Origin of the sequence: Thermodesulfovibrio sp. Kuro-1 (genome assembly GCF_006538445.1) — a bacterium.
In the GTDB taxonomy this organism is placed as follows: Bacteria; Nitrospirota; Thermodesulfovibrionia; order Thermodesulfovibrionales; family Thermodesulfovibrionaceae; genus Thermodesulfovibrio; species Thermodesulfovibrio yellowstonii.
This window is the reverse complement of record NZ_BJKS01000003.1, coordinates 279,823-305,443: the sequence shown is the minus strand read 5'-3', so window position 1 is coordinate 305,443 and position 25,621 is coordinate 279,823. Positions and strand designations below refer to the sequence as shown.

At 33.3% G+C, this 25,621-nt stretch carries 24 protein-coding genes and 2 tRNA genes; 11 read left to right on the top strand and 15 right to left on the bottom strand.

Annotation, left to right across the window (positions count from 1 at the left end; translation table 11 throughout):
- Positions 1-8 precede the first annotated feature (8 nt).
- Together fdhE and FLY87_RS05605 are read left to right on the top strand one after the other, a co-directional pair.
- Positions 9-746, top strand: coding sequence for a formate dehydrogenase accessory protein FdhE (fdhE, locus tag FLY87_RS05610; protein WP_012544950.1), 738 nt, complete (start codon positions 9-11; stop codon positions 744-746).
- Positions 746-2,677, top strand: coding sequence for a molybdopterin biosynthesis protein (locus FLY87_RS05605; RefSeq protein ID WP_141266522.1), 1,932 nt, complete (start codon positions 746-748; stop codon positions 2,675-2,677). The genes fdhE and FLY87_RS05605 overlap by 1 nt, the downstream gene beginning before the upstream one ends.
- Here FLY87_RS05605 and FLY87_RS05600 read toward each other — a convergent pair.
- Together FLY87_RS05600 and scpB are read right to left on the bottom strand one after the other, a co-directional pair.
- The gene (locus tag FLY87_RS05600) at positions 2,674-3,612 is read right to left on the bottom strand and encodes a C40 family peptidase (protein WP_012546752.1); all 939 of its coding nucleotides are present in this window, start codon (positions 3,610-3,612) and stop codon (positions 2,674-2,676) included. The two genes, FLY87_RS05605 and FLY87_RS05600, sit on opposite strands and share 4 nt — an antisense overlap.
- 13 nt (positions 3,613-3,625) lie before the next feature.
- Positions 3,626-4,168 (bottom strand): SMC-Scp complex subunit ScpB, encoded by a 543-nt coding sequence (gene scpB / locus FLY87_RS05595; RefSeq protein ID WP_200855655.1) that lies wholly within the window; start codon positions 4,166-4,168, stop codon positions 3,626-3,628.
- 136 nt (positions 4,169-4,304) lie between these two features.
- Between scpB and ribD the strand changes: the two genes are divergently transcribed.
- On the top strand, positions 4,305-5,384 hold the full coding sequence (ribD, locus tag FLY87_RS05590) for a bifunctional diaminohydroxyphosphoribosylaminopyrimidine deaminase/5-amino-6-(5-phosphoribosylamino)uracil reductase RibD (protein ID WP_038059103.1): 1,080 nt from the start codon (positions 4,305-4,307) through the stop codon (positions 5,382-5,384).
- A gap of 55 nt (positions 5,385-5,439) precedes the next feature.
- Positions 5,440-5,748: an Lpp/OprI family alanine-zipper lipoprotein gene (locus tag FLY87_RS05585; RefSeq protein ID WP_012545357.1), complete on the top strand. Its 309-nt coding sequence runs from the start codon at positions 5,440-5,442 to the stop codon at positions 5,746-5,748.
- 11 nt (positions 5,749-5,759) lie between these two features.
- Here FLY87_RS05585 and FLY87_RS05580 read toward each other — a convergent pair whose 3' ends face one another.
- The 3 genes from FLY87_RS05580 to FLY87_RS05570 all read right to left on the bottom strand — a co-directional run bounded on the left by FLY87_RS05580 (position 5,760) and on the right by FLY87_RS05570 (position 6,872).
- A complete protein-coding gene (locus tag FLY87_RS05580; RefSeq protein ID WP_164924847.1) occupies positions 5,760-6,650 on the bottom strand; it encodes a L,D-transpeptidase family protein in 891 nt (296 codons plus the stop codon).
- Positions 6,651-6,716: 66 nt separating this feature from the next.
- Positions 6,717-6,791, bottom strand: a tRNA-Glu gene (locus FLY87_RS05575).
- 10 nt (positions 6,792-6,801) lie between these two features.
- A tRNA-Gln gene (locus tag FLY87_RS05570) sits at positions 6,802-6,872 on the bottom strand.
- A gap of 94 nt (positions 6,873-6,966) precedes the next feature.
- Here FLY87_RS05570 and amrA point away from each other — a divergent pair.
- On the top strand, positions 6,967-7,476 hold the full coding sequence (gene amrA, locus FLY87_RS05565; protein ID WP_012546745.1) for an AmmeMemoRadiSam system protein A: 510 nt from the start codon (positions 6,967-6,969) through the stop codon (positions 7,474-7,476).
- On the opposite strand, the gene hflX is transcribed toward amrA, so the two are convergent.
- From hflX to FLY87_RS05550, 3 genes are all read right to left on the bottom strand, one after another.
- Complete coding sequence (hflX, locus tag FLY87_RS05560) at positions 7,454-8,983, bottom strand: GTPase HflX (protein WP_012545622.1); 1,530 nt, start codon at positions 8,981-8,983, stop codon at positions 7,454-7,456. The two genes, amrA and hflX, sit on opposite strands and share 23 nt — an antisense overlap.
- A 156-nt stretch (positions 8,984-9,139) precedes the next feature.
- Positions 9,140-11,050 (bottom strand): ferrous iron transport protein B, encoded by a 1,911-nt coding sequence (gene feoB, locus FLY87_RS05555; RefSeq protein WP_141266520.1) that lies wholly within the window; start codon positions 11,048-11,050, stop codon positions 9,140-9,142.
- Positions 11,047-11,277 (bottom strand): FeoA domain-containing protein, encoded by a 231-nt coding sequence (locus tag FLY87_RS05550; RefSeq protein ID WP_012546008.1) that lies wholly within the window; start codon positions 11,275-11,277, stop codon positions 11,047-11,049. Before FLY87_RS05550 ends, feoB begins: the two co-directional genes overlap by 4 nt.
- Positions 11,278-11,440: 163 nt before the next feature.
- On the opposite strand from FLY87_RS05550, the gene tmcD reads away from it, so the two are divergent.
- From tmcD to nrfD, 6 genes are all read left to right on the top strand, one after another.
- Positions 11,441-12,694, top strand: coding sequence for an electron transfer complex subunit TmcD (tmcD, locus tag FLY87_RS05545; protein ID WP_038059110.1), 1,254 nt, complete (start codon positions 11,441-11,443; stop codon positions 12,692-12,694).
- Positions 12,694-13,371, top strand: a complete 678-nt coding sequence (gene tmcC, locus FLY87_RS05540; RefSeq protein WP_012546704.1) for a TmcC family electron transfer complex membrane anchor subunit — start codon at positions 12,694-12,696, stop codon at positions 13,369-13,371. The genes tmcD and tmcC overlap by 1 nt, the downstream gene beginning before the upstream one ends.
- A gap of 1 nt (position 13,372) precedes the next feature.
- Complete coding sequence (locus FLY87_RS05535; protein ID WP_141266518.1) at positions 13,373-14,713, top strand: (Fe-S)-binding protein; 1,341 nt, start codon at positions 13,373-13,375, stop codon at positions 14,711-14,713.
- Complete coding sequence (hmcA, locus tag FLY87_RS05530; RefSeq protein ID WP_141266516.1) at positions 14,710-16,281, top strand: sulfate respiration complex hexadecaheme cytochrome HmcA; 1,572 nt, start codon at positions 14,710-14,712, stop codon at positions 16,279-16,281. The genes FLY87_RS05535 and hmcA overlap by 4 nt, the downstream gene beginning before the upstream one ends.
- Positions 16,282-16,392: 111 nt before the next feature.
- Positions 16,393-17,361 (top strand): 4Fe-4S dicluster domain-containing protein, encoded by a 969-nt coding sequence (locus tag FLY87_RS05520; protein ID WP_141266514.1) that lies wholly within the window; start codon positions 16,393-16,395, stop codon positions 17,359-17,361.
- A complete protein-coding gene (nrfD, locus tag FLY87_RS05515; protein ID WP_141266512.1) occupies positions 17,348-18,529 on the top strand; it encodes an NrfD/PsrC family molybdoenzyme membrane anchor subunit in 1,182 nt (393 codons plus the stop codon). The genes FLY87_RS05520 and nrfD overlap by 14 nt, the downstream gene beginning before the upstream one ends.
- Here nrfD and FLY87_RS05510 read toward each other — a convergent pair.
- From FLY87_RS05510 to FLY87_RS05480, 7 genes are all read right to left on the bottom strand, one after another.
- Entirely contained in the window at positions 18,516-19,814 is a 1,299-nt protein-coding gene (locus FLY87_RS05510; RefSeq protein WP_141266510.1) for a hemolysin family protein, read from the bottom strand. The two genes, nrfD and FLY87_RS05510, sit on opposite strands and share 14 nt — an antisense overlap.
- A gap of 126 nt (positions 19,815-19,940) precedes the next feature.
- Positions 19,941-21,023, bottom strand: a complete 1,083-nt coding sequence (locus FLY87_RS05505; protein ID WP_012546683.1) for an isocitrate/isopropylmalate dehydrogenase family protein — start codon at positions 21,021-21,023, stop codon at positions 19,941-19,943.
- Between the two features lie 14 nt (positions 21,024-21,037).
- Positions 21,038-22,279: a LeuA family protein gene (locus FLY87_RS05500; protein WP_012545541.1), complete on the bottom strand. Its 1,242-nt coding sequence runs from the start codon at positions 22,277-22,279 to the stop codon at positions 21,038-21,040.
- Positions 22,280-22,302: 23 nt separating this feature from the next.
- The gene (gene ilvN, locus FLY87_RS05495; RefSeq protein ID WP_012545180.1) at positions 22,303-22,794 is read right to left on the bottom strand and encodes an acetolactate synthase small subunit; all 492 of its coding nucleotides are present in this window, start codon (positions 22,792-22,794) and stop codon (positions 22,303-22,305) included.
- A 9-nt stretch (positions 22,795-22,803) separates the two neighbouring features.
- Positions 22,804-24,534 carry a biosynthetic-type acetolactate synthase large subunit gene (gene ilvB / locus FLY87_RS05490; protein WP_012545836.1) on the bottom strand — a complete coding sequence of 577 codons (1,731 nt, stop codon included), beginning with the start codon at positions 24,532-24,534 and terminating at the stop codon, positions 22,804-22,806.
- Positions 24,535-24,585: 51 nt separating this feature from the next.
- Entirely contained in the window at positions 24,586-25,344 is a 759-nt protein-coding gene (locus FLY87_RS05485; RefSeq protein ID WP_012546451.1) for a sugar phosphate isomerase/epimerase, read from the bottom strand.
- A complete protein-coding gene (locus FLY87_RS05480; protein ID WP_012545694.1) occupies positions 25,345-25,593 on the bottom strand; it encodes an FmdB family zinc ribbon protein in 249 nt (82 codons plus the stop codon).
- Positions 25,594-25,621 lie beyond the last annotated feature (28 nt).

The window sequence follows — 25,621 nt, the reverse complement described above, 5'->3', positions numbered from 1 at the left end:
GAGGATTTATGAAAATTGAAGAAATAATAAAAGAGAAGCCTCATTTACAGAGCCCACTTGAGCTTTATGAAAAAATAAAAAATTTAACAGAGCAATGTAAACAAGAAAAAGAAAGAGTGAAACTTGACAATGATATTGCCTTGATTGATATTGTTCTTAAAAATTTTTCCTCTATTTTTAATATTCCTTTTGAATCCATATCTTTTCTAAAGGATGAAATTATAAAATCTGGCAAAGACATAATAAAAGAGCCTGATAGTCTCTGGTTTCTTCCCATACAAAGTGAGGAACTTTCAAAAGAAGAACTGGAAAGGATGCTTTTTATATTGAGTAAACCTTTTTTTGTATTTCTGAGGAAGGAAGGACAACAGGCATCATTTATGGATACAGGTAAATGTCCTGTTTGTGGAACAGATTCATCTCTTGCTATGATTACAGAGAATAATGAAAAAATAATGATTTGTCCACTTTGTGAACATGGTGGAAGCTTTTTCAGAATAGGATGTCCTTATTGCTTTAATAAGGATTCAAGTAAAATTGAAATACTTCTTGATGATGAAGAAATAAGAGCAGAAGTTTGTCTTGAATGTAACACTTATATAAAAAGTTTCAGAGAAAATCACTATATTAAATACAGAGATCCATTTTTGATTGACCTGATTAGTTTACCTCTTGACATAGTAGCTCAAAAAAAAGGATATATAAGAAGATCTCCTAATTTTATTGGGTTAAGAGTAATAAAGTAATGGGGAAAAAGGTTTTTCACGAGCTTATATCACTTGATGAAGCAAAGGAAAAACTTTTTAACAACTTAAAAAAAATAATACCTGTTCCTACTGAATCTGAAACTATTTTAGTTAAAAACGCATTAGGAAGAATTACAGCAGAGCCTGTTTTAGCAAAATTTTCTTCTCCTTATTTCCATTCAGCTGCAATGGATGGATATGCAGTTAAATCCCAAAAAACATTCTTAGCAACAGAACGAGAGCCTGTAAGACTTCAAATAGGTGTTGATGCTCAATGGATTGAAACAGGAGACCCTCTCCCTGAAGGCTTTGATGCTGTTATCCCTATTGAAGATGTAACGCTTAGAGATGGATTTATAGAGATTTATTCCTCTGTACCTCCCTATAATGATGTAAGACCAATTGGAGAAGATATTGTTGCAACAGAACTTATAATTCCAGAAAGCCATGTAGTCAGAGCTGTTGATATTGGAGCTATTTTAGCAAGTGGAATTACTGAAATAAAGGTGAGAAAGAAGCCTATTATAGGGATTATTCCTACAGGTTCAGAATTAATTCCCCCAGAAAAACTTAAAGAAAGAATGCCGCAACCACCAGAACTGATTGAATATAACTCAGCTGTTTTAGAAAATTTGATTAAAGAGGCTGTAGCAGAGCCGAAGGTTTATCCAATAGTTCCAGATGAAGAAAAGGAAATAAAGAATGCTATTTTAAATGCTATCAAAGAATGTGATATGGTGCTTTTAAATGCAGGTTCTGGATACGGAAAGGAAGATTTTACATATAAAGTCATTAATGAGCTTGGCAATGTCATTATAAATGGTGTAGCAATAAAACCTGGTAAACCTTTTATTGCAGGATTTATCAAAAATAAACCCATATTAGGAATTCCTGGATATCCCGTATCAGCATTTCTATGTTTTGACCTTTTTGTTAAACCCTTAATTGAACTTTTTTTGGGTATATCTGTAAAAAAGGAAGAAAAACTTAAAGCAATACTGTCAAGACAAATTTCTTCAAATATGGGAGTTGATGAGTTTGTTAGAGTAAAAGTAGGTAGGGTAGGGGGAAAATATATAGTAACGCCTATGGGAAGAGGAGCTGGACTTTTAATGTCTGTTGTAAGAGCTGATGGATATATTGTTATTCCCAAAGGTTCTGAGGGGTTTTCACAAGGGTCTGAAGTAACAGTTAACTTATGGCGAAATAAAGAGGAAATTAACAATACCGTGGTATGCATCGGCAGTCATGATAATACGCTTGATGTTTTATATAATTTTTTAAGAAAAAGTTATCCTGACGTTACTCTTTCCTCTGCTCATGTTGGTTCAATGGGTGGTCTTGTTGCAATTAAAAAAGGAGAAGCTCATATGGCAGGCACTCATCTTCTTGATGAAGTAACTGGTGAGTATAATATCCCATTTATAAAAAAACTTATGCCTGATAAAAAAGTTGTTCTTATAAATCTTGTTTATAGAATACAGGGATTTATTGTGAAAAAAGGAAATCCTAAAAACATTAGAGGATTTAATGACCTTACAAATGAAAATGTAGTTTTCATAAACAGGCAGGCAGGTTCAGGAACACGGCTATTACTTGATAAACATTTAAAAGAACTGGGAATATCACCATCTCAGATAAAAGGCTATGATACAGATGAATATACTCACATGGGAGTTGCTTCAGCGGTACTTACAGGTAGAGCTGATGTAGGACTGGGTATTCTTGCTGCTGCACAGGCACTTGATCTTGATTTTATACCAGTAGCTAAGGAAAGATACGATATTTTGATTCCCTATGAATTTCTTGAGCTTAAAATAATTCAAGCAGTTTTAAGGGTAATACAGGAAGACAAAGAATTTAGAAAAGCAGTTGAAAAACTTGGTGGTTATGATACTACAGATATGGGGAAAATATTTTATTCTAATTAGCTTTGATTATTTTTAAGCTCTTCAATAGCTTTTTCAATGGTTTCTTTATCAATACCCAGAATCCTTTTTGCACCAATAAATCTGCTCAGATAATAGGGAGCTTCTAAACTATCAATTGTTACTTTTTTTGATCTTGTTGATGCATGAATAAATAGATTGTCTCCAAGATAAATTCCTACATGCGATGGAAATTTTGCATAGGTTCTGAAAAATACAAGGTCACCTGGCTGAAGTTCGTCTTTCTTAACTGGAATTCCCATTGTAAACTGTTCTCTTGCACTTCTTGGCAGTTCTATACCAACCATTGAATATACTTTTTTGACAAAAAAGGAACAATCAAGTCCGTTAAAACTGTTTCCACCAAATCTATATGGGAGATGAAGCATTTTTTTTGCAAATAAAAGCAGCCTTTCTGTGAGACTCATTTGGGAAAGATCTTCTGATGCTTTAATCTCTTCTATTTCTTCTGCTTTTTCATCTATATCTAATTTTGCCGAAGCTAAAACAGGAACTTTTTCATTCTCTCTTATGGAGATATTTTCTTTAGGTTTCTCAGGAGCTTTTACAATAAGTTTTTGTCCTTTGCTAAGTTTATTACTATTTAAACCGTTAAGATTTTTCAGTTCTTCTACTGATATATTGTATTTCTTTGCAATTCTGAATAGTGTATCGCCTTTTTTGACAATGTGATATTCTGCTTCATTTGATTTTGATTGTTTTGTAATTTTTTCATTTTTTTGAGGGATTTCTAATTTCATACCTACTTGCAATTTATTATTTTTCAAATTATTTGCTTTTTTAATATCACTAATTGAAACATTAAATTTTTTTGAAATCTGCCAGATATTGTCACCTTTTTTTACTGTATATGTCTGAGCAAATACAAGACAGGGAAAAATCATTAAACTAATTAAAAAAATAAATATTTTACCCATATAAATCACCTCCTTATGCAGCATTTATCTTTTGAAAATCAGTCAACCCCGGTAATTCGTTTAAGCTTGAAATACCAAAAAGTTTTAAAAATTCCTTTGTTGTTCCATAAAGAAAAGGCCTACCAGGTAATTCTTTTTTACCTACAATTTTTATAAGTTTTTTTTCTATTAAGCTTTTTATTGCATAATCTGAGTTTATACCTCTTATTTTTTCTATTTCTGCCTTGGTAATAGGTTGTCTATAAGCTATGATAGCGAGTGTTTCAAGTGCCTGTTCAGAAAGTTTATTATGTGTATGTATTTTTTGAAATATTTTTATCCATTCAGCATATTCAGGATTTGTAACCATTTGATAAGAATCTTCAATTTTAATAATGATAATCCCTGAATTCCTTAATTTATATTCTTCCATAAGTTCAAAGATAATTTCTTTAAGATGCGATTCAGATATATTTAGTATTGTAAGCAGGATTTTTGTAGAAATAGGTTTTTCAGCAATGAACAATAAAGATTCTATAATTCCCTTTATTTGTTCTTTTTTATTGAAGAGATTCATAGCTTCCATATTATACAGAATCAGATTAAAAAAATCAATTTTTATTTATTAATTACCATACCTCTAATGCTTACAAATGGTTTAAATATGTTACAATTAAACAATGCAAAGCAATATATTAGACGATAAATTTTTTATGAAAAAAGCATTGCTTTTGGCAAAAAAGGCAAACTGGAGAACGTCTCCAAATCCAATGGTTGGTGCTGTGATTGTCAAAAATGGAAAAATTATTTCAGAAGGCTATCATAAAAAAGCAGGTTTACCCCATGCTGAAGCTGAAGCTATAAGGAATGCAAATGAATCTTTAAAAGGTGCAACTCTTTATGTGACTCTTGAGCCATGCTGTCATAAAGATAAAAAAACACCTCCATGCACAGACGCTATAATAAACTCAGGAATTAATAGAGTTGTTATTGGTATGAGGGACCCTAATCCGAAGGTATCAGGAAAGGGTGTAGAAATTTTAAATAATCATGGAATTAAAGTTATAGAAGGAGTGCTGGAAGAAGAAGTCAAGAAACTAAATGAGTTTTATATAAAATACATAACAACCAGCCGTCCTTTTGTAATTCTTAAAATAGCAATGACTCTTGATGGCAAAATTGCCACTCCCTTAGGTGAGTCTAAGTGGATTACATCAGAAAAATCAAGAAAATTTGTGCATTTGATACGTTCAAGAGTTGATGCTTTGCTTTCTGCTTACGGAACCGTGTTGAAAGACAATCCGATGTTTACATCAAGAATAAAAGGTGGAAAAAATCCTTTGAGAGTTATAATAGACCCAGAACTCAAGATTCCTCTCAATTATCATGTCTATAATCCTCCTCCAAATACCATAGCTGTAGTGCATGAGAAAAAATTAAATGATAAAAATATAAAACATCTTATACATAGAGGGATAGAAATTGTATCTTTTTCTTCAGAAAAAGTAGACCTTCAATGGCTTATGGAAGAATTAGGAAAAAGACAGATAACTTCTTTAATGATAGAAGGAGGTTCATCACTAAATAGTTATGCTTTATGGAGCGGGATAGTTGATAAACTGATGATTTTTATTGCACCAAAGATAATAGGCGGTGCACAATCTTATCCAAGCATTGGAGGTAATATTTATAAAAATCTTGATGAAGCTTTTGAAATCAAAGATTTAAAAATAAGAATGTTTGGAGGAGATATTTTTATAGAAGGATATTTAAAAGGGTTGAAAAAATTTTAATTTTGAGCTAAAGTTGTATTAATTGGAATTTTTTCAAGAAAGGAGGTGAGAAAGGATGAAGAAGTTTTTATTAGTTGTAGTATCTGCTATGTTTATTTTTGCTTTTGGTTGCGCAACAAAGGACTATGTTAAACAGGAAATTGACCCTCTGGTTGACAGAATAGGAAAACTTGAAAGCAAAGTAAATAATCTTGAATCAAAAGTTAACGCTATTGATAAGAAGGTTGATGACTGCTGCACAAAGGCTGATGAAGCAGCAAAGAAAGCAGAAGCTGCTGCTCAGAGAGCAGAGGATGCAGCAAAGAGAGCAGAAGCTGCTTCACAAAAAGCAGGAAAAGCATTTGAGCTTCAGCAGAAGAAGTAGTTTAGATTTTTTTAGAGCCACGAATCCGAAGGCAGGATTTGTGGCTCTTTATTTTTGATGCTTACAGAGGTGGGAATTCCACTTTTTTGTTTTATTACATAGTAAAGTTTGAAAGTATCCACATGTTTTAAAAGTCCTTTCTTAGCAAGCTGTTCTATTGCGTTTTTAAGATAATCATAGTCTTTTAATTGGTCATCTCTGTGGACTTCAATGTAAACCTCATTGCCGACTCTACCAACCTTTACAGGTTGTCTTACAATTATTACTTCTGTGCCAACAGGAACTATATCAAATAATTTTGGAATGTCTTCTGGATAAAGTCTTATACAACCATGAGTAACCTTTCTGCCAACAGCCCATGGTCTGTTTGTCCCATGAATCAGATAGCTTAAACCAGAAAGTCTCATTGCATGTGTTCCCAGTGGATTTTCCGGACCTGGTGGAACAACTGCTGGAAGTTCAGGTCTTTCCTGTTTTATTGACTCTGGAACATACCATGGAGGATTAACAATTTTATGAGATATTTTAAATTTACCCATTGGAGTTTCAACTCCATCATCACCTATACCAATTGGAAATGTTGTAACTAATTGTTCCTTGGATTTTTTATGAAAATAATAAAGTCTCATTTCAGAAAGATTTATGATAATTCCCTGAAAGTTGTTCACTCTATCAGGTAGAATCCAGAAAGTGGGAATTATTGCTTTGTTTCCATCTCCGGGCACAAAAGGATCCAAATTAGGATTGGCATCTACGATTTCATTATAACCTAAATCGTAATGTCTTGCGATTTCTATAAGTGATTCTTTGTTTTTTAATATATGAGTTTGGAGTTTTCCAATAATTGTTGTATCCTGCGAGACTGAAAATGTCTCACCAGAAGAGATATTAAAATTCAGCAATATGAAACATATAATTGTTAAATAAAAACATTTTTTCATATGTCAAATTTATTGTCTAAATTAAAACGGTCCCAACGGGATTCGAACCCGTGTTTTAGCCTTGAGAGGGCTACGTCCTAGACCTGGCTAGACGATGGGACCTTTAAAAATACTGGGGAGAGAGGATTCGAACCCCTACAAGCAGATCCAGAGTCTGCCGTCCTGCCGTTAGACGACTCCCCAATCTTTTAAAGATATATCACAAAAATGTTTAAATTGTCAAACTTTTCCAGATGTTTTATTGGATTTGTATGAATAATTTAGTGTATACTTTACTATGCATCCATTTGTAGAACTTGCTAAGAAGACTGTGGAAGAATATGTAAAAACCGGAAAAATACCCACAATCCCTGATAAGATTCCCCCTGAGATGAATAAAAAAGCAGGGGTATTTGTTTCAATTAAGAAAAAAGGTCAACTTCGTGGCTGTATAGGAACATTTGTTCCTACCACTGAAAATATATACACAGAAATAGTTAGAAATGCTATAGCTTCAGCAACAGAAGATCCTCGCTTTCCTCCTGTTCATCCTCAGGAACTTCAAGAATTGGAATATTCAGTTGATATACTCAGCCCACCTGAACCTGTTAAAAGTCTTGATGAACTTGACCCTAAAAAATACGGAGTAATTGTTGTAAAGGGATGGCAAAGGGGATTATTGCTTCCAGATATAGAAGGTGTTAATACAGTAGATGAACAACTAAGAATTGCTAAACTAAAAGCAGGTATTGACCCGTATGATTCTGATGTGGAAATTTACAGATTCAAAGTGGAGCGTTACAAGTAACTTTTTCTTCCCAGAGTCTATTTTTTATTTCATCTATTAGTGGGATAAGAGTTTTTTTATCTATTGCAGAGATTCCGATTGCATTGTATCTATTACAAATTTGCTTTGTTTCCAATGATGAGAGTTTATCAATTTTGTTAAATACCAGAATAACAGGTTTTATATCAAGCCCTAATTGACTTAAAATTCTATTTACAGACTCAATATGATTTTCAAATTGAGGATTAGAAATATCAACAAGATGAATAAGCAAAGATGCGTCTTGTAGTTCCTCCAATGTGGCTTTAAATGCTGCTACAAGGTCATCGGGGAGGTCTCTGATAAAACCTACTGTATCAGTAATTATAAGCTCTTTTTCTTCAGGAAATTTCAGTCTTCTTGAGGATGTATCAAGGGTTGCAAACATTTTATCCTCAACAAAGACTGAACTTTTTGTAAGAGCATTAAGAAGTGTGGATTTACCAGCATTTGTATATCCTATAATTGAGACAATAGGGATTGAAAGTTCTTTTCTGCGTTTTTTTCTTTCAATTCTTGCCAGCGTGAGTTTTTCAAGTTCGTTTTCAAGATGATGGATTCTTTTATTTATTCTTCTGCGATCTAATTCAAGCTTTGTTTCTCCAGGTCCTCTTCCTCCAATGCCTCCTGCAAGTCTTGACATAGCAGTTCCTTTACCTGTAAGTCTTGGAAGCATGTAACGGAGTTGAGCAAGTTCTACCTGAACTTTTCCATCCATTGTATGAGCTCTTTTAGCAAAAATATCAAGTATAAGCTGGCTACGGTCTATTACTTTTAACTCTGTCATATCAGTTATTGCTCTTATCTGAGATGGAGTTAAATTCTGGTCAAATACCAAAAGTGTTGCTCCCATATCCATTGCTTTAATAATTAATTCTCTGAGTTTTCCTTCACCAAGAAGATATTTTGGATTTATCTGTTTTACTCTTTGAATAATTTTATCTATTACAATCAGGTCTGCTGATTCTGCAAGGTCTTTTAATTCTTCCATATGTTCCTCAAGAATATATTTTGGAGCAGTAGATACACTGATAAGAATAGCTTTTTCTCGAGGGTCTTGCATATCAATAACTCTTGCTCTATCCATTTCTGCTTCAAGATTATCTATGAATTCTTTAAAATTGTGTTTAAGAGAATAAAGATTTGATGAAATGATTTCAAATTGGTTTTGTTTTCCATAAGGTAAAAGATGAACAATATGAACAGTTTCAGGTATTCCTTTCTCATGTGTTAAAACAGCAACAAGATCAAATCTGAGAAGTCTTAGGTCAGTTATATCTTCTCTGTCAGGCATCTCTTTGTTTAAGTGAGTATGGATGTATCTTAAACCTCTTAATTGCTTTTTTCCGATAGGAAAATCTTCCAGTGGAGGAATAAAAATTGAGTGAGCAGTTCCTATTATGACATGAGTTATATTGCCTGACCTATCAATTAATACTCCAATTTGCCTGTTGAGTTCGTAGGATATAGAGCATAAAGATTTTGCCAATTCTGGAGTTATAAAGAATTCAGAGGATTGTCTTTTTCTATAAAGTCTTTCTAATGTATTAATTATACTTTTTTTTAATCCTGTTGTATTACCGTAAACTTTAGCTATTTTGATTTGCCTCCTTAATTTAAGGATATCAAAATTTTAAACTTTTTCTCAAATGATAATAGACAGAGCTATTCTTGAAGTCAAAGCCAGTATTAATGCCAAAGCAATGGTTAAAATAGTTATTAAAATCATTCTTTTAAAGCCTAATTCTTTGAGCAATGCTCCCATTGTTCCAATGCAGGGTATATAAAATATCGTGAATATTGTATAAACAATCAATTGCAAATTTGACATAACAGTATTTAACTGAGTTGTGTGCATTGCCTGAAAAAGCATTATCATTGAGAGTTCTTTTCTGAGAATACCAAAAAGAAGCGTTATACCAGTTTGTTCTGGTAACCCAAGTAGCCAACTAACTACTGGAGAAAAAATTTTATTCAGAATTAGATCAAGCTCTAAATACTCAAGAAAACTTAGAATAATGCTGCTTATAATGAGCAGAGGCCAGGCAACAACCATAAAATCTTTTAATCTAAGCCATGTTTTCATAAAAACATTTTTTATTGCTGGAATTCTCAATGGTGGAATTTCCATTATTAATCCTGCTGTTTCTGGAATAAATTTTGTTAATATTGCACCTAAAATCATGATTACAAACATATTAAAAAGATAAAGCCCTGCTGCAGCAAATCCTCCGATATATGCTCCAATCAATCCGAATATTACTGTTGTTCGTGCTGCACATGGAATTAAAACAGAAAGTGTTGCAGTAATAAAACGGTCTCTTGGAGACTCAAGTATTCTTGTTGCCATAACTCCTGGAACATTGCATCCATAGGAAATAACAAAAGGAAGGATGCTTTTACCATGCAAACCAATTCTATGCATTACTGTATCCATTAAAAAAGCCATTCTTGGTAGATATCCTATGTCTTCAAGAATAGTTAGCCCTATAAAAAATGGGATTAAATAGGGAATAGCAACTCCTAAGCCTCCTGAGAAGCCTTCAAGCAATCCTTTAAAAATAAAAAATAGTAGAGAGTTTTCCTGAACAAATTCTGGAAGTCTTTTAATTAAAGAATTGAAGATTTCTGTGAGAGGTTCTTCTATAATTTTTCCAACTTCAAATACTATAAAAAATATTCCAAATAGAATTAAAAACAATAGAGGATAACCGAGATATTTATTTGTAAGAAGATCGTCAACCTTTTCTCTAAATGATTTCAAGGGCTCTCCAACCTTTGCTACATCTTCAAATAAATTCATTGCAAGGGCATGCCTTTCAGATGATATAACAGTATCAGCGTGTCTTCCATGTGTTGTTTTAATTTCTTCTCTCAAATCATTAATTTTTTTTAAGATTTCAGGATATTTTCCAATTATCTCAAAAAGTTCTTTATCTCCTTCTAATAATTTTATAGCTATATATCTTCTGGGAATGTTTTTTAAGAATTCATAAGGAATAATTTTTTCAATTTCTTCAATTTTTTCTTCTATATCTTTGTGAAAAAATTGAATTTTTGGAATAAGTTTTTCATAATATGCCTGTTTTGCAGAACTAAAAATTTTATCAAGACCAATTCCTTTATTTGCAACAGTTTCAATAACAGGCACTCCAAAAATTTGAGAAAGTTTTTCTTGGCTTATTTCAACGCCTTTTCTACGAGCCTCATCTATCATATTCAAACAGATAACCATTGGAACCTGTAGTTCCGCAAGTTGAAGCGTTAGTTCCAAACTTCTTGAAAGAGTAGAAGCATCAATTACATTTATAACAACATCTGCCTGTCCAGATAAAATGTATTTTCTTGATTCCAGTTCAGCCATGTCAATGGCTGTAAGGGAATAAATACCTGGTAAATCAACTATTTCAAAAGTTTCGTTTCCGACTTTTACTTTGCTTACTGTATAGTGGACTGTTTGTCCAGGAAAGTTGGCTGTTACTGTTTTGTATCCTGCAAGACCATTGAATATTGTGCTTTTACCAGCATTTGGTTGTCCTATAAAAGCAATTTTCATTCTACTTCTTCAACCTCTATCTTTGAAGCCACTCCTTTACCAATTGCTACATCATAGCCATTAACCTCTAAAAGCACAGGCCCGCCTAAAAAGGAGCTTTTTTTTAAAGTTACAATATCACCAACATGTAATCCAAGACATTGAAGATGTTGGCGAACACCTCTGCCTCCTGAAATTTTTAAAATTCTGACTTTTTTCCCATTATCTATATTAACTAATGTTTTCACTGCTACCTCCAAAATTAATTAAAAATCATTGTTAATAATAAAACATTTTAAGAATACCTTTCAACAACAGAGTTTGTTTGTATCTTCATAATGGTCTTTTTCAAGGAGGTATTAAAATACTTGACTTTTTTTTTAGTCTGTTATTTAATAGATAACGATTAACATGTTCAACTGGGATTGGGAAACTAAAGAAAAATTTATCTGTGATGTTAATGAATATAAAAAGAAGTTCTCTTTTGTTCATGAGTTGCTTGCAAGCCCAGATGGAGAAAAATTAGCTGCAACAGTTGAGATAGAAGATAAAAAGGTTACACCATGTATAAATGGAAAAACATGGAATAGTTCATATGAAAGGATTTGCTTTCTAAATTTTCTTCCTGACAATTCTATTGCTTGTCTTGTTTTACAAAACTATGAATGGACTTTGGCAGTAGAGGAAAACCTTTTAGAAGAAACTTTTGATTATGCATGGAATCTTCAGTTTAGTAAAGATGCTTCGACAATAGCATTCAACATAAAAAAAGGAGACTCTTACGGAGTTTGTATAAATGGTAAAGTATGGGAGAACTTATTTTTTGATACAAGAGATTTATTTATTTCTCCTGATGGTAAAAAAACCGCATCTTATGTCAGAACAAAGAATCCTCAGGTTCTTGATATATTCACTTTTAAAGAAGGTGTATGGACTGTAGCAGTTGATGGCGTTGCATGGGATAAAAATTTTATTTCAGTTTACGGATGCAATTTTAGTCCGGATAGTGAAAAAGTTTCAGCAACAGTAAGGCTTTCACAGCAGGAATTTTCTGTTGCTGTTAATGGTGAAATATGGAATGAAATTTTTCCTTATGCTTGGGAACCGTTGTTTGTAGATGAAAATCATATTTGTGTGCCAGTGAAAACTCAAAAAGGTTTTACACTTGCAATGAATGGTAAAACAATTTGGGATAAATACTTTGTTCAACTTTGGAATCAAAGAGTAAGTACAGATAAGAAAAAAATTGCTGCGGTAGTTGCCACGGATTTTGGAAAATGGACTATTGCAGTTGATGGGATACCGTGGAATAGGACATTTTCTCAGGCTGTTTTACCTCCTCAATTCAGTCCTGACGGGAAAAAAGTGGCTGCGGTTGTAAGGGAAAATAATCAGTGGACTGTAGCTGTTGATGGGATACCATGGAAACGAGGATTTGAGAGAGTCTGGTCACCTCAATTTAGTCCTGACAGTTCTCATATTATAACAAAGGCAGAGAAAGAAGGAGTCTATTTTATAGTTTTAGATGGAGAAATAGGAAAAGATACCTTTGATATACTGTGGGAACCTCAATTTAGCCCTGATGGTGAAAAAATTCTTGTAAGATGTATTAAAAATGGCAGGTATTACAGAAAAATTTTAACAATTGGAGAGATTTTAAGGTAATGGAACAGTTTTTTAAAGATCCTTCAATTTATACATTGGCAAGAGGACCTCTTGTATGGTTTGCTTTTGCAGTGTTTTTTATTGGAATGTTTTATCGGATATGGAAATTTCTCCAGCTTGCAAAAAAAGAAAGAGTTATTTATCCCTATCTAAGCTTAAAATACACCCTTCGTTCTGTTATTCACTGGCTTATGCCTTATGGAAGTATAAGCATGAAAAAACATCCATGGTTTACAATGATTACATTTATTTTTCATATATGCCTTATTATTACTCCGATTTTTTTAATAGGACATATTGAATTATGGTATGAGTCATGGAAAATTAGTTGGTGGAGTCTACCTCAAGGTTTAGCGGATGCGATGACAATCATTGTTATAGTTTGTGTGCTCTTACTCCTGATACGCAGAATGCTACAGCCAGATGTAAAATTTCTGTCAGGCAAAGCCGATTATCTATCTCTATTCATTGTTTCCTTGCCTTTTATAACAGGATTTCTTGCCCATTATGAGCTTTTATTTGAATATAAAGTTATGCTTGTAATTCATTTTATTGCTGGAGAGATTATGCTCATTTCAATTCCTTTCACAAGGTTAAGCCATATGTTTTTATTCTGGTTAACAAGAGCTCATACGGGCTCTGAATTTGGTGCTGTAAGACATTCAAAGGATTACTAATATGGCTGAAAAGATTTTTCCCTTTAATAGAAAGCCAGTTACAGATATAGGCATAGATAAAACATTAGAAAATATCTCTGAAGCAGAAATAAAGAAAGCTATTGATAAAGTTTTAAAAAATGAAGCATCTGCAAGACTTAAGATTTTTGTTGAAACCTGCATGAGATGCGGAATGTGCACAAATTCTTGTCATCACTATCTTGCTCATAATAATGATCCTACCTATGCTCCTGCAGCTAAAGTAAAACAGACAGTCTGGGATATGCTTAATAAAAATGGAAATGTTAGCAAGGATGATATTAAAAAGTATGCCAGAATTGCTTTTTCCGAATGTAATCTTTGTCGGAGATGTGTACAGTTTTGTCCTTTTGGCATAGACATTGCTTATTTAATCTCTCTTGTAAGAAGGATATGCTGCCTTATTGGAGCAGTGCCGCAGTATATACAGGATCAGGCATTGAGCCATATGCAAACAACAAACATGCTCTGGTTTAGACAGGATGAGTGGCTTGATACAGTCCAGTGGCTTGAAGATGAATTAAGAGCAGAGATTAAAAATGCGAGAATTCCTCTTGGTAAGAAAAATGCTGAAATTCTTTATCTTGCTCACGGACTTGAAGCAAAATATATGACAGGACTTCTTACAAACATGGCAAAAATAATGAATGTTGCAGGAGTTGACTGGACTATGCCGGATACTGATGGATGGGACTATACAAATAAAGCTTTTTATGCTCAGGATTCAGAAACAATGGGTATGGTTGTAAGAAGACATTATGAGCTTGCCTTTAAATTAAATGTGAAAAAGATTGTAATGGGTGAGTGTGGACATGCATTTAGAACTGGAGTTTATGAGGGAGTAAGATTTCTTGGCTGGAAAGATTCTCCCATTCCTTACATTCACGGTGTTGAGTTTTTCTATGAACTAATCAGATATGGAAAAATTAAAATCGCAAAAAAAATTGAAGAACCGGTTACAGTTCAGGATCCTTGTAATATCGTAAGATATAGAGGATTGGGAGATATGATTAGATATATAGTAAAAGCCACATGTGAAAACTTTATTGATATAAATCCTGGATATGAATATAACTACTGCTGTTCCGCAGGTGGAGGGATGATAGATGCAGGACCTCCATGGAAGATGGCAAGGATTGAAGGGGGAAAAATAAAAGCAGAACAGATAAAAGATACAGGTGCAAAAATAGTGATAGCTCCCTGTCATACCTGTCACAAAGGAATTGAAGATTTAAATGACTATTATAAACTTGGAGTGCATGTTAAATTTTTAACTGATATTATCACTGAAGTAATAGAGATTCCAGAAGAGATGAAACCATGAAAAAAATGTTTTTTATAGTTTTATCAGGGTTTATTTTTCTGGCTATGACAATTTATTCTAAAAGTCAAGTAGTGTTAAAAGAGCCTGAAAATCGTGTAGAAATAGCCCATAAAGAGGTGTTTGGCATTCTTCAGTATGGTAAAGTAATATTTGAACATCAAAAACATGTTGATTCTATAGCAAAGATAGTTAATAAACCTCAAGAATTAGTCTGTCAGGAATGTCACTTAAAGGATAAATATAATGATTTTGTTTTTTCTTTTCAAGAAAACATAAAAAATCCTGAAAAGCTTAAAAATGCCTATCATAGTAAGTGCCTTATCTGTCATCAAAAAATAAGTGCTCAAGGTAAAAAAACAGGTCCTGAAATTCTTTCCTGCAGGGATTGTCATAAAAAGGTAAATGAGAAATTTGAAGTAAAATATCCTATATTTGAGTTTGATTTTTACCTTCATGACAAGCATGTTAAAAAACATGAAAAAGACTGTAGCCTCTGTCATCATATCTATGACATGGAAGAAAAAAATAAGGAACTTGCACTTGTATATGAGAAAGGAACTGAGCAGTCATGTTATTACTGTCATGATTTTACTAAAAAAAGAGGACCTGAATTGTCAAAAATAGTCAAAGTAGCAAAAGAAAAGAATTTAAATATGGAAAATTCTTGCCATAAACTTTGTTTAAACTGTCATATGCAAAATAAACTACAGGGATTAGACGCAGGTCCTTTAGAGTGCTCAAAGTGTCATACAGGAAAATATAAAACAACTGAGGAACTTAAAGAAGTTTCAAGACCTGAAAGAGATCAACCAGATAAAGTATTCCTTAATGTTGAAGAAGGGAAAATGAAAGGTGTTGCTTTTAAACATAACTTTCATGAGAAAAATAATAAAACATGTAGAGTCTGTCACCATGAGACATTAAAGGCTTGTAGAGATTGCCATAGTTTACAAGGTAAAGAAGAAGGTGGATTTGTAAATACTCTTACAGCTTTCCATTCACTTAATTCAGAAATAAGTTGTCAGGGATGTCATAAACAGATGACTTCAAAAAAAGAGTGTTCAGGTTGCCATTACTTTATTGCACCAATTAAAACAGAAGTGGGTAACAGAGAAATTTGTAATCGTTGTCATACAGGGAAAAAAGAACCTGAAGAAATAAAATCATTTACTGTTTCATCAGATAAAGTAAAAGAAGAGGTAATAATCAAACATATTGAAAAGGAGTTTGAACCTGCAAAAATCCCTCATTATAAAATGGTTAAAAAGCTTACTGATATATCAAACAAAAGTTCTATGGCAACATACTTTCATAAAGATATACAGACTATGTGTAAGGGATGCCATCATAAAAGCAAAGAAGATGCTGAAGCTCAAAAAAACAAGCCTCCTCTATGTGCAAGTTGTCATAGCATTTCTTTTGATTCAAAGGCTTTGGGAAGACCGAGACTTCAATCAGCATATCACAGTATGTGCATAAAATGTCATGAAAATATGGGACTTGAAAAACCAAGAAAATGTCATGAATGTCATGAAAGAAAAGGGAGCAAAGGAAATGCCCATAATTGAGCAACTTTTTTCACATCATGGATATGAATATTTAGTTGCTATAATTTCAATATTTGCTTTTATAGTAATTTGTAACATGATTAGAGAAAAGAAAAAGTATTAGAGGATATTATGAATAGGAGAGAGTTCATAAAAAAAGCTTTTACGATTACAGGATTAACTCTTATAGGCAAAAATGCTTTTGGTACAGATTCTTCTACTTACTCTACAGGAAATCTGGCAAACAGAAAAAACTGGGAAAAGTATGAGGAAGTAAAAAAAGCAGGTGTATTACAAAAAGAACCCTATGCTGTTTTAGTTGACCTAACAAAATGTATTGGTTGTCGTAGATGCGAATGGGCATGCAACGAATGGAATAAAAATCCTAATAGCCCTATTAAAGAGTTTGAGGAATCAAAAGATAAAAAGCCTTCAGTTTTTGATAAAGTTCGGAGACCTACTGCTGGTTCATTTACAGTAGTTAATAGATTTTATGAAAACAATGCTCCTGTATACGTTAAAAAACAATGCATGCATTGTATTGATGCTGCCTGTCAGTCTGCCTGTTTTGTTGACGCATTTAAGAAAACTGAACAAGGTGCTGTTCTTTATAATCCATCACTTTGTGTAGGCTGTCGTTACTGCATGATTGCATGTCCCTTTGATATTCCAGCCTATGAATATTATGATCCTATTACTCCACAGATTACAAAATGCACAATGTGTTTTGATAGAATCACAGTGGGCAAACTCCCTGCCTGTATTGAAATATGTTCAGCTGATGTTATGAAATTCGGATTAAGGAGTGAAATGCTTAAACTTGCTTATGAAACAATAAATAATAATCCTCAGAGATACATTCCTCATGTTTATGGAGAACATGAAGCTGGAGGAACAAGCTGGCTTTATATTTCAGGAACATCCTTTGAAAAGCTTGGATTTCCAAAACTTGATAAAACTCCGATTCCAAAGGTTAGTAAAAGTTTTCTTTTCACTGTCAAAGTTTTTGAAATAGTTGCTGCTGCTCCACTTGTCTGGGGAGCTTACTATATGATTTCAAAAAGCAAAAAAAGTAAAGATAAAAGCCATGACAAAGAATAGCTGGTTCAGAAAAAAAATTCTTTTAGGTATGACATTTAAAGAATATATACTAAGCAGAACAACTTTCTGGAATATTATTGCTTTAATTGTGCTCATTGCATCTTTTTACTCAATGATATACAGGCTTATTTACGGACTCGGACCTGCAACAAATCTCTCAGATACCTATCCATGGGGATTATGGATTAGTTTTGACATCCTTGCAGGAATTGCTCTTGCTGCACCAGGACTTGCAGTAGGAACTGCGGTTTACCTTTTTGGAATAAAGGATTACAAACACTTTGCTAAACCAGCAATTCTTTCAAGCCTTCTTGGCTATGTATTTGCAGTCTTTGCTTTAATGTTTGACCTCGGTAGATACTATCGTGTTGTCTATGTAATTGGCTGGTCTTGGGGCTTAAATTCAATACTTTTTCTAATCGCATGGCATTTCTTTTTATATATTATTATTTGCTTTATTGAGATGTTTCCTTCATTTTTTGAATGGCTTGGTAGAGAAAAGTTAAGAGAATTTTTTTCAAAACTTGGTATATGGGCAACAGTTTTTGGAGTTATTATAGCTGGTGGACACCAATCGGCACTTGGAGGGCTTTTCCTTGTCGCTCCTACCAAAGTGCATCCACTTTGGTATTCAGCATTACTTCCACTGTTTTTCCTTATTTCTGCAATTTTTGCTGGTATATCAATGGTAATAATAGAAAGCACGATATCACATAAAGTTTTCAGAGACAGAATCAAAAACTTTGATCAAGAAGATTTTGATAGTAAAACTATAGGACTTGCTAAAGTGCTTGTTTTAGCCCTTTTTATATACTTAATTCTTAAAATTTTTGATCTTACTCATTATGACAACTGGCATTATTTAACTACTGATTATGGATTATGGTATCTTTTTGAAAATATTGGTTTTGTTTTTGCTCCTGCAATTATTTTAATTTATGCAATAAAAATAAAATTTGCTAAATTGGTGCGGATTATGGCTTTCTTTATAGCATTGGGAGTTATAATTAATAGATTCAATGTAAGTTTAATTGCATACAACTGGTATATTCCATTTTCAGAAAAGTATTATCCTACATGGATGGAAATTGCTCTCTCATTAGGAGTTGTAGTTTTGATAATACTATTTTACAGATTTATTGTAAGAAGAATGCCTATTCTTTCTTAACATCTATAGCTTCATACTTTATTTTTGATATCCTTTGTCCCACCATTTCTATTACTTTGAAAATTTTTCCATCCATATTTACAGTATCACCGACATGCGGTATTCTCTGAAGTGATGTAAGAATAAATCCTCCTAAAGTATCGTACTCTTCTGATTCTTCAATTTCTATTCCGTAGTCTTCCTTTAAATCTCTTATGGAGATTGTAGCATCAATTATCATTGAACCATCAGGAAGTGTAATTACAGGCATTTCAATGTCATACTCATCTCTGATTTCGCCTACAAGTTCCTCAAGAATATCTTCAAGGGTTACAAGTCCTGTTACAACACCATATTCATCAACAACTATTGCCATATGGACTCTTTTTTTCTGCATCTCTTTAAGAAGTATATTTATTTTCATTGTTTCAGGAACAAACATTGGAGGCTTAAGAAGTCTTTTTATATCCAATAAGTCAGGATTTTTAATGAGTGCATTATAGAAGTCTTTTGCATGAAGTATTCCTCTAATATCATTCAGGTCCTTGCCTAAGGCAGGATATCTTGAAAATTTTTCATCCATTATAATTTCTTTAATTTCATTAACACTCATATAAATGCTAACAGTAACCATTTGAGGTGCGGGCACCATTATTTCTTTAACGGTTATTTCAGCGAAACTGAATGCACTATGAATAAGTTGTCTTTCATCGGGTTCAAATATTCCTTTTTCTTCTCCCTCTTCAATTAAAAGTTTTAATTCCTCCTGAGAAATGAAACCTCTCTGTGAAAATGCTCTGAGTCCAAAAGGTTTAAGAAGAAAGTTTGTGCTAATAGTAAGAATTTTTACAAAAATGAAGGTTAATTTTGAAAATCTATCAATAAATTTTGCTGTTTTTAAGCTTATCCAGTCAGGATGAGACAGTGCAATGGATTTGGGAATTAGTTCACCAGCTACAACTGAAAAGTACGTTACCAATATTACAACTATTGCTATAGATATTACTTCCGCAGAAATTTTTAAAAAACTAAATGGCAAAATCTCAATCAAGGGTTTTATATTTTTTACTGCATATGCACCTGCTAATGCTGAAGCAAGACTTCCTATGAGAGTGATCCCAACCTGGATTGTTGCAAGAAATTTATCTGGGTTTTCCTTAAATTTCTGAACTATTTCAGCATTCGGTCTTTTTTCTTCTATTAGCTGTTTAAGTCTTGTTTTTCTTAATGTAACTACTCCAATTTCAGCTGCAGCAAAAAAACCATTTAAAATGATGAGAAAAATTATTAAAAAAATTTCATTCATATTAATAAAAAGAGGATAAAATTATAATCCCTCATCTCAGATGTTGTCATAGAATACCTAAAAATACTTTTCTTGTCAATTTGACATAGGAGATTTTGCAGAGGCTTATTTTGCACACTAAACATTTTAATAACTTTTTATCTTTTTTACCAATGCCTCTGCCACCTCTTGTGTTCCAACAGGAGGAACCGGGTTATCAGGTGATTTCATATCATAGGTAACAAATTTACCTTCTTCTATTATTTCAGCTACTGCCTTTTCTATTTTATTTGCAGCTTTTTCTTCTCCTACATGTTTTAGCATCATTACTGCACTTAATATTATTGCAAAAGGATTTACTTTATTCAATCCCTTATATTTTGGAGCGCTTCCATGAGTTGGTTCAAAAACTGCATATTCATCTCCTATATTTGCACCCGGTGCCAATCCGAGTCCACCAATAAGTCCTGCTGCAAGGTCACTGATGATATCTCCATAAAGATTTGGCAAAACTAAAACATCATATAATTCAGGCTTCTGAACAAGCTGCATACACATATTGTCAACAATTTTGTCTTCAAACTCAATATCAGGATAATGTGTGGCAACTTGTCTTGCAACTTCAAGGAAAAGTCCATCACTGTGTTTCATAATGTTTGCCTTATGAACTGCTGTAACTTTTTTTCTGCCATTTTTTCTTGCATACTCAAAAGCGAATCTGACAATCCTTTCGCTTCCAAAAACTGAAATTGGCTTAATACTTATTCCTGAATCCTCTCTAATTTTTTTGCCTGATTTTTCTTCAATAAATCTAATTAAATCAAGTGTTTCAGGCTCGTTCTTTTTGAACTCTATGCCTGCATATAGATCTTCTGTGTTTTCCCTTACAATGACTAAATCAATATTATCATATAATGTTCTTGCACCTTTAAAGCTCTTACATGGTCTGACACATGCATAAAGATCCAGAGCCTGTCTTAATGATACATTAACACTTCTGAACCCTGTTCCAACAGGAGTTGTTACAGGTCCTTTTATAGCAATTTTATTTTTCTTTATTGATTCAATAACTCTTTCAGGGAGAGGATTACCTTCTTTTAAATATACCTCTTCACCTGCGTTTTGAATTTCCCATTGAATTTGAACTCCTGTGGCTTCAACAACTTTTTTCATTGCTTCTGAAATTTCAGGACCTATTCCGTCTCCAGGAATTAGGGTAATATTATACATTAGTTATGTCCTCCTTAGGGTGTTACTGTTAGAATCTGCCTGACAATGTCAGGATAGGTTGCAATGAATTTTAATTCGTCATCGGTAAGAGGCTTCTGAGTGTGAAGGTTAGCATACTGAACAAGCTCAAGTATATTTCTTGCTTCATTATCATCGTGAAATTCTATTCCAAGTTTGCTGTATACATATCTGAAGCCTTTAATTCCACCATATTCTCCTGTTGTTATAATTCTGCCTGTCTCAAGAAGTTCAGGCTCACCACGTCCTACATCTTCAGGAGAATAAAGCTCATAGTTAGCTCTGTCTTTAAGAACCCCATCAGCATGAATTCCCGATTCATGAGCAAAAGCATTTGCACCAACACCTGGTTGATTTATAGGAATAGGAATATTGAAAGCATATGATGCATATTTTGCTATTTTCCATGCCATTTTTAGATTAACATGTTCGTCAAGAGGGCATTTTTCTTTTAAACCATGAGAAAATTTTAATGCCAGAATTGTTGAAACCAAATCAGCATTTCCTGCTCTTTCACCATATCCATTAACTGTTGTATTTATATAACTGTCAACTCCTGCTTCTATTGTTCCCTGTGCTCCTGCAACAGAAACTGCTTCTGCCATTCCAAGGTCATTATGGCAATGCATTTCAATCGGAAATCTTGTTGCCAGCGCAAGAGTATGGATTCTTTCATAAATGGTGATCGGGTCCTCACAGCCAAGTGTATCACAGTAACGGAATCTATCTCCCCCTGCTTCTTTTCCTGCTAAAATAAATTCAATTAATCTGCTTAATTCTGTGCGAGAAGCATCTTCTGCATTAAATCCAACTGTTTCCGCTCCCAGTTCTTTGGCAAGTTTTACAGCATTATACATTCCTTTTACAATATCATCCCAGGTTTTTCTTCCCTGAAATTTCCCCTGTATCATTATCTCAGAAGTAGAAACTGAAAGATTAAGATGTTTTATTTTTGGGCAATTTTTAAAAGCCAGTTCAACATCCTCAGGAATTGCTCTTGCCCATCCTTCAAGATGAATTCTTTTGAATGCACCAAGTTCAACAAGTTCTAAATTAGCATTGATGTAATTAACTTCATGCTTTAATGTTGGGAAACCAATTTCACTTTGATACACTCCCATTTCATCAAGGTATAGATTGAGTAGAGTTTTTGAAAGCTTTGGAAGTAATATTCTTGAAGTCTGAACGCCATCTCTATTTGTTACATCAATAAGATATACTTTACCTTTAGTTATCATTTATTCCTCCTACGAATAATTTTTTATTGTTTTTTTTGAGATATTTCTCGTGGAATAGCTACTTTGCCTGTTCTAACGAACTCTTTTATTCCCAAAGGCTTCATTAGTTCAATAAAAGCCTGAATTTTTTTCTCATCTCCTGTAACTTCTATTGTATAAGTTGTTGGACCTGAATCAACTACTCTACCTCTGAATATTTCTACTGTTTTCAATAGCTCCAATCTATTTTCTTTTCTTGGTGCAACCTTAATTAATACCATTTCTCTTTCCACATGGTCTATTTCAGTTAAATCAACAACTTTAATTACATCAACCAATCTATTGAGTTGCTTTGTAATTTGTTCAATAACCCTGTCATCGCCTGTTGTAACAATTGTCATTATTGAAATATTAGGGTCTATGGTTTCACCAACTGATAGACTTTCTATGTTATAGCCTCTACCACTGAATAAACCTGCTATTCTTGCTAAAACACCGAATTTATTTTCTACAAGCACAGAGATTGTATGTCTCACAGTTGCCTCCTATTTCACTGCTTTGAGTTTACGCTCTTTTTTCTTCTCTTCAAAAATCATCTGGTCAATAGGAGCTCCTGGTGGAACCATGGGATAGACTTTTTCTTTCCAGTCAACAACGAAATCCATAAATACTGGTTTTCTTATTGATAGAGCCTCCTTTATAACTGGTTCAACTTCACTCGGTTTTGTAGCTCTTAACCCAACTGCTCCGTAAGATTCTGCAACTTTTACAAAATCAGGAGCAGTGCTTAAGTAAGTATGTGAATATCTTTCCCCATAAAAGATTTCCTGCCACTGCCTTACCATTCCAAGATAACTGTTGTTAATTATAGCAACCTTTACTGGTAGGTTATAAATCACAGCAGTAGCGAGTTCTTGTATGTTCATTTGAATACTTCCATCTCCTGCAATATCAATAACAGTCATGTCAGGAAAAGCAAGCTGAGCACCAATTGCAGCAGGAAATCCATAACCCATTGTCCCAAGCCCTCCTGATGTTACTAATCTGCGGGGTTTGTCAAATTTATAAAACTGTGCTGCCCACATTTGATTTTGCCCAACTTCTGTTGTAATAATAGCATCACCTTTTGTAACTTCATATATTTTTTCAATAACATATTGCGGCTTGATTACCGCTTCGTCAAATTCATAAGTTAAAGGTCTTTCTTTTTTCCACTGATTTATCTGTTTTAGCCATGCTTGTCTTATTTCTTTCCATTGAGGTTTAACTTCTTCTTTTAAGATTTTATTTAAGACCTGTAAAACTCTACTTACATCACCAACTATAGGGATATCTACTCTCACATTTTTACGAATAGACGTAGGGTCAATATCAATATGAATAATTTTAGCATTAGGTGCAAAAGCATCTGTTTTGCCTGTAACTCTGTCATCAAATCTCATTCCAATTGCAACTATCAAATCTGAATTTTGAACTGCCATATTTGCATAGTATGTTCCATGCATACCGAGCATTCCAAGTGAAAGTTCATGTGTGCCTGGAAAACTTCCCAATCCCATGAGAGTATTTGCAACAGGAATCTGTGTAAACTCTGCAAGTTCTTTTAAATATTCATGAGCATTGGAGATAATGCAACCACCACCAGCAATAATAACAGGTTTTTTTGCTTTTGCTATTTCCTGTGCTGCTTTTTTTATCATATAAACATTGCCTTCATAAGTAGGATTATAGCTTCTTATATGAATTTTTTCAGGCCAAATGAACTCTGTTTTTCCCTGTGTAACATCCTTTGGAAGGTCTATAAGAACAGGTCCTGGTCTACCAGTAGTTGCAATATAAAAAGCTTCTCTTACTTGTTTTGCTAAGTCTTTAACATCTTTAACAAGAATATTATATTTAGTGCATGGTCTTGTAATTCCTACTATATCTGCCTCTTGGAAAGCATCATTTCCAATAAGAAATGTTGGAACCTGTCCTGTAAAGACAACCAGTGGAACAGAATCCATATATGCATTTGCGATTCCTGTTACAGTATTTGTTGCACCAGGTCCGCTTGTTACAAGAACAACACCTGGTTTGCCACTGACTCTTGCATATCCATCAGCTGCATGTGTTGCTCCTTGTTCATGTCTGGTGAGAATTAGTTTTATATCGGGGTCATCATAAAGAAGGTCAAAAATGTCAAGAATTACTCCACCGGGGTATCCGAAAATATGTTTTACCCCCTCCCTTTTTAAACACTCAATCAAAATTTCCGCACCTTTCATCTTTGCCATGGCTATACCCTTATATTATAAATTTTAAACAATAAAATACCATAATAATTTTTATTTAATCAATTTGTCCAACATTTTTAGGCTTTTAAATACGTTTTCAGGTGAATGAGCCTCAATTGTATAGATACAATTTTTATTTTTAAATAATTCAAAAAATTTTTCAAAATCAAAACAACCGCTTCCTATAGCAAGATGTTCATCAAAGTTTTTATTATTGTCATGTAGGTGAATTTCAACAATATAATCATTCAGACAGAACATCCATTCTTCAATGCTCTTTTTTGAGAAAAGATTAAAATGCCCTGTATCAAAACATATTCCAAAATATGGAGAGGAAATTTTTTCTACAAGCATTCTTAAACTTTCAGGTTCTTCCTCAAAAATATTTTCTATTGCGATTTTAATTTTCAACTGCTCAGCTCTTGGCAAAATTCTTTCCCATGTTTTAAGACTTGCTTCAAGCCATATATCTACTTTAAAAGCATATTTCCATTTTTCATAGCCTGAATGAAAAACTATTGATTTGGGATTTAATAAAGTAGCAATATCAAAAATTTGATTAAATCTTTCAATTGTTACTTCTCTTACTCTTGAATCAATTGCACCGGGGGATAAATCCATAAATGGTGCATGAAAAGATAAGGAAGTTTCATTGAAAAAAGCCTTCTTAAGTTTTTCTATGTCTTTTTTTGAGATATTATCAAGAGTTTGAGAGTTAAAATATATTTCAAGATTGAATCTCTCCCTTGTAATAATATCTATATAGTCATAGATTTTATCATATGGCACATGGATATGAGACTTTACCATCTATGTTGATTTTCCTTCTACTTTTTTAGATGTTTTGTTTGAGTTAGATGAACTATTGCCTGAGTTATTTTTTCTTGCATAGTCAGTTACATACCAACCACTGCCTTTTAAAATAAAGGAAGACTGAGAGATAAGTTTTTTAACCTCTCCCCCACAAACAGGGCAGTTTTTTAGGGGTTCTTCAGTGAATCTCTGAATAACTTCGTGAATTTTGTGACATTGCATACATTCATACTCATAAATTGGCATTTCTAATGCACCCCCTTAACCTAAATAT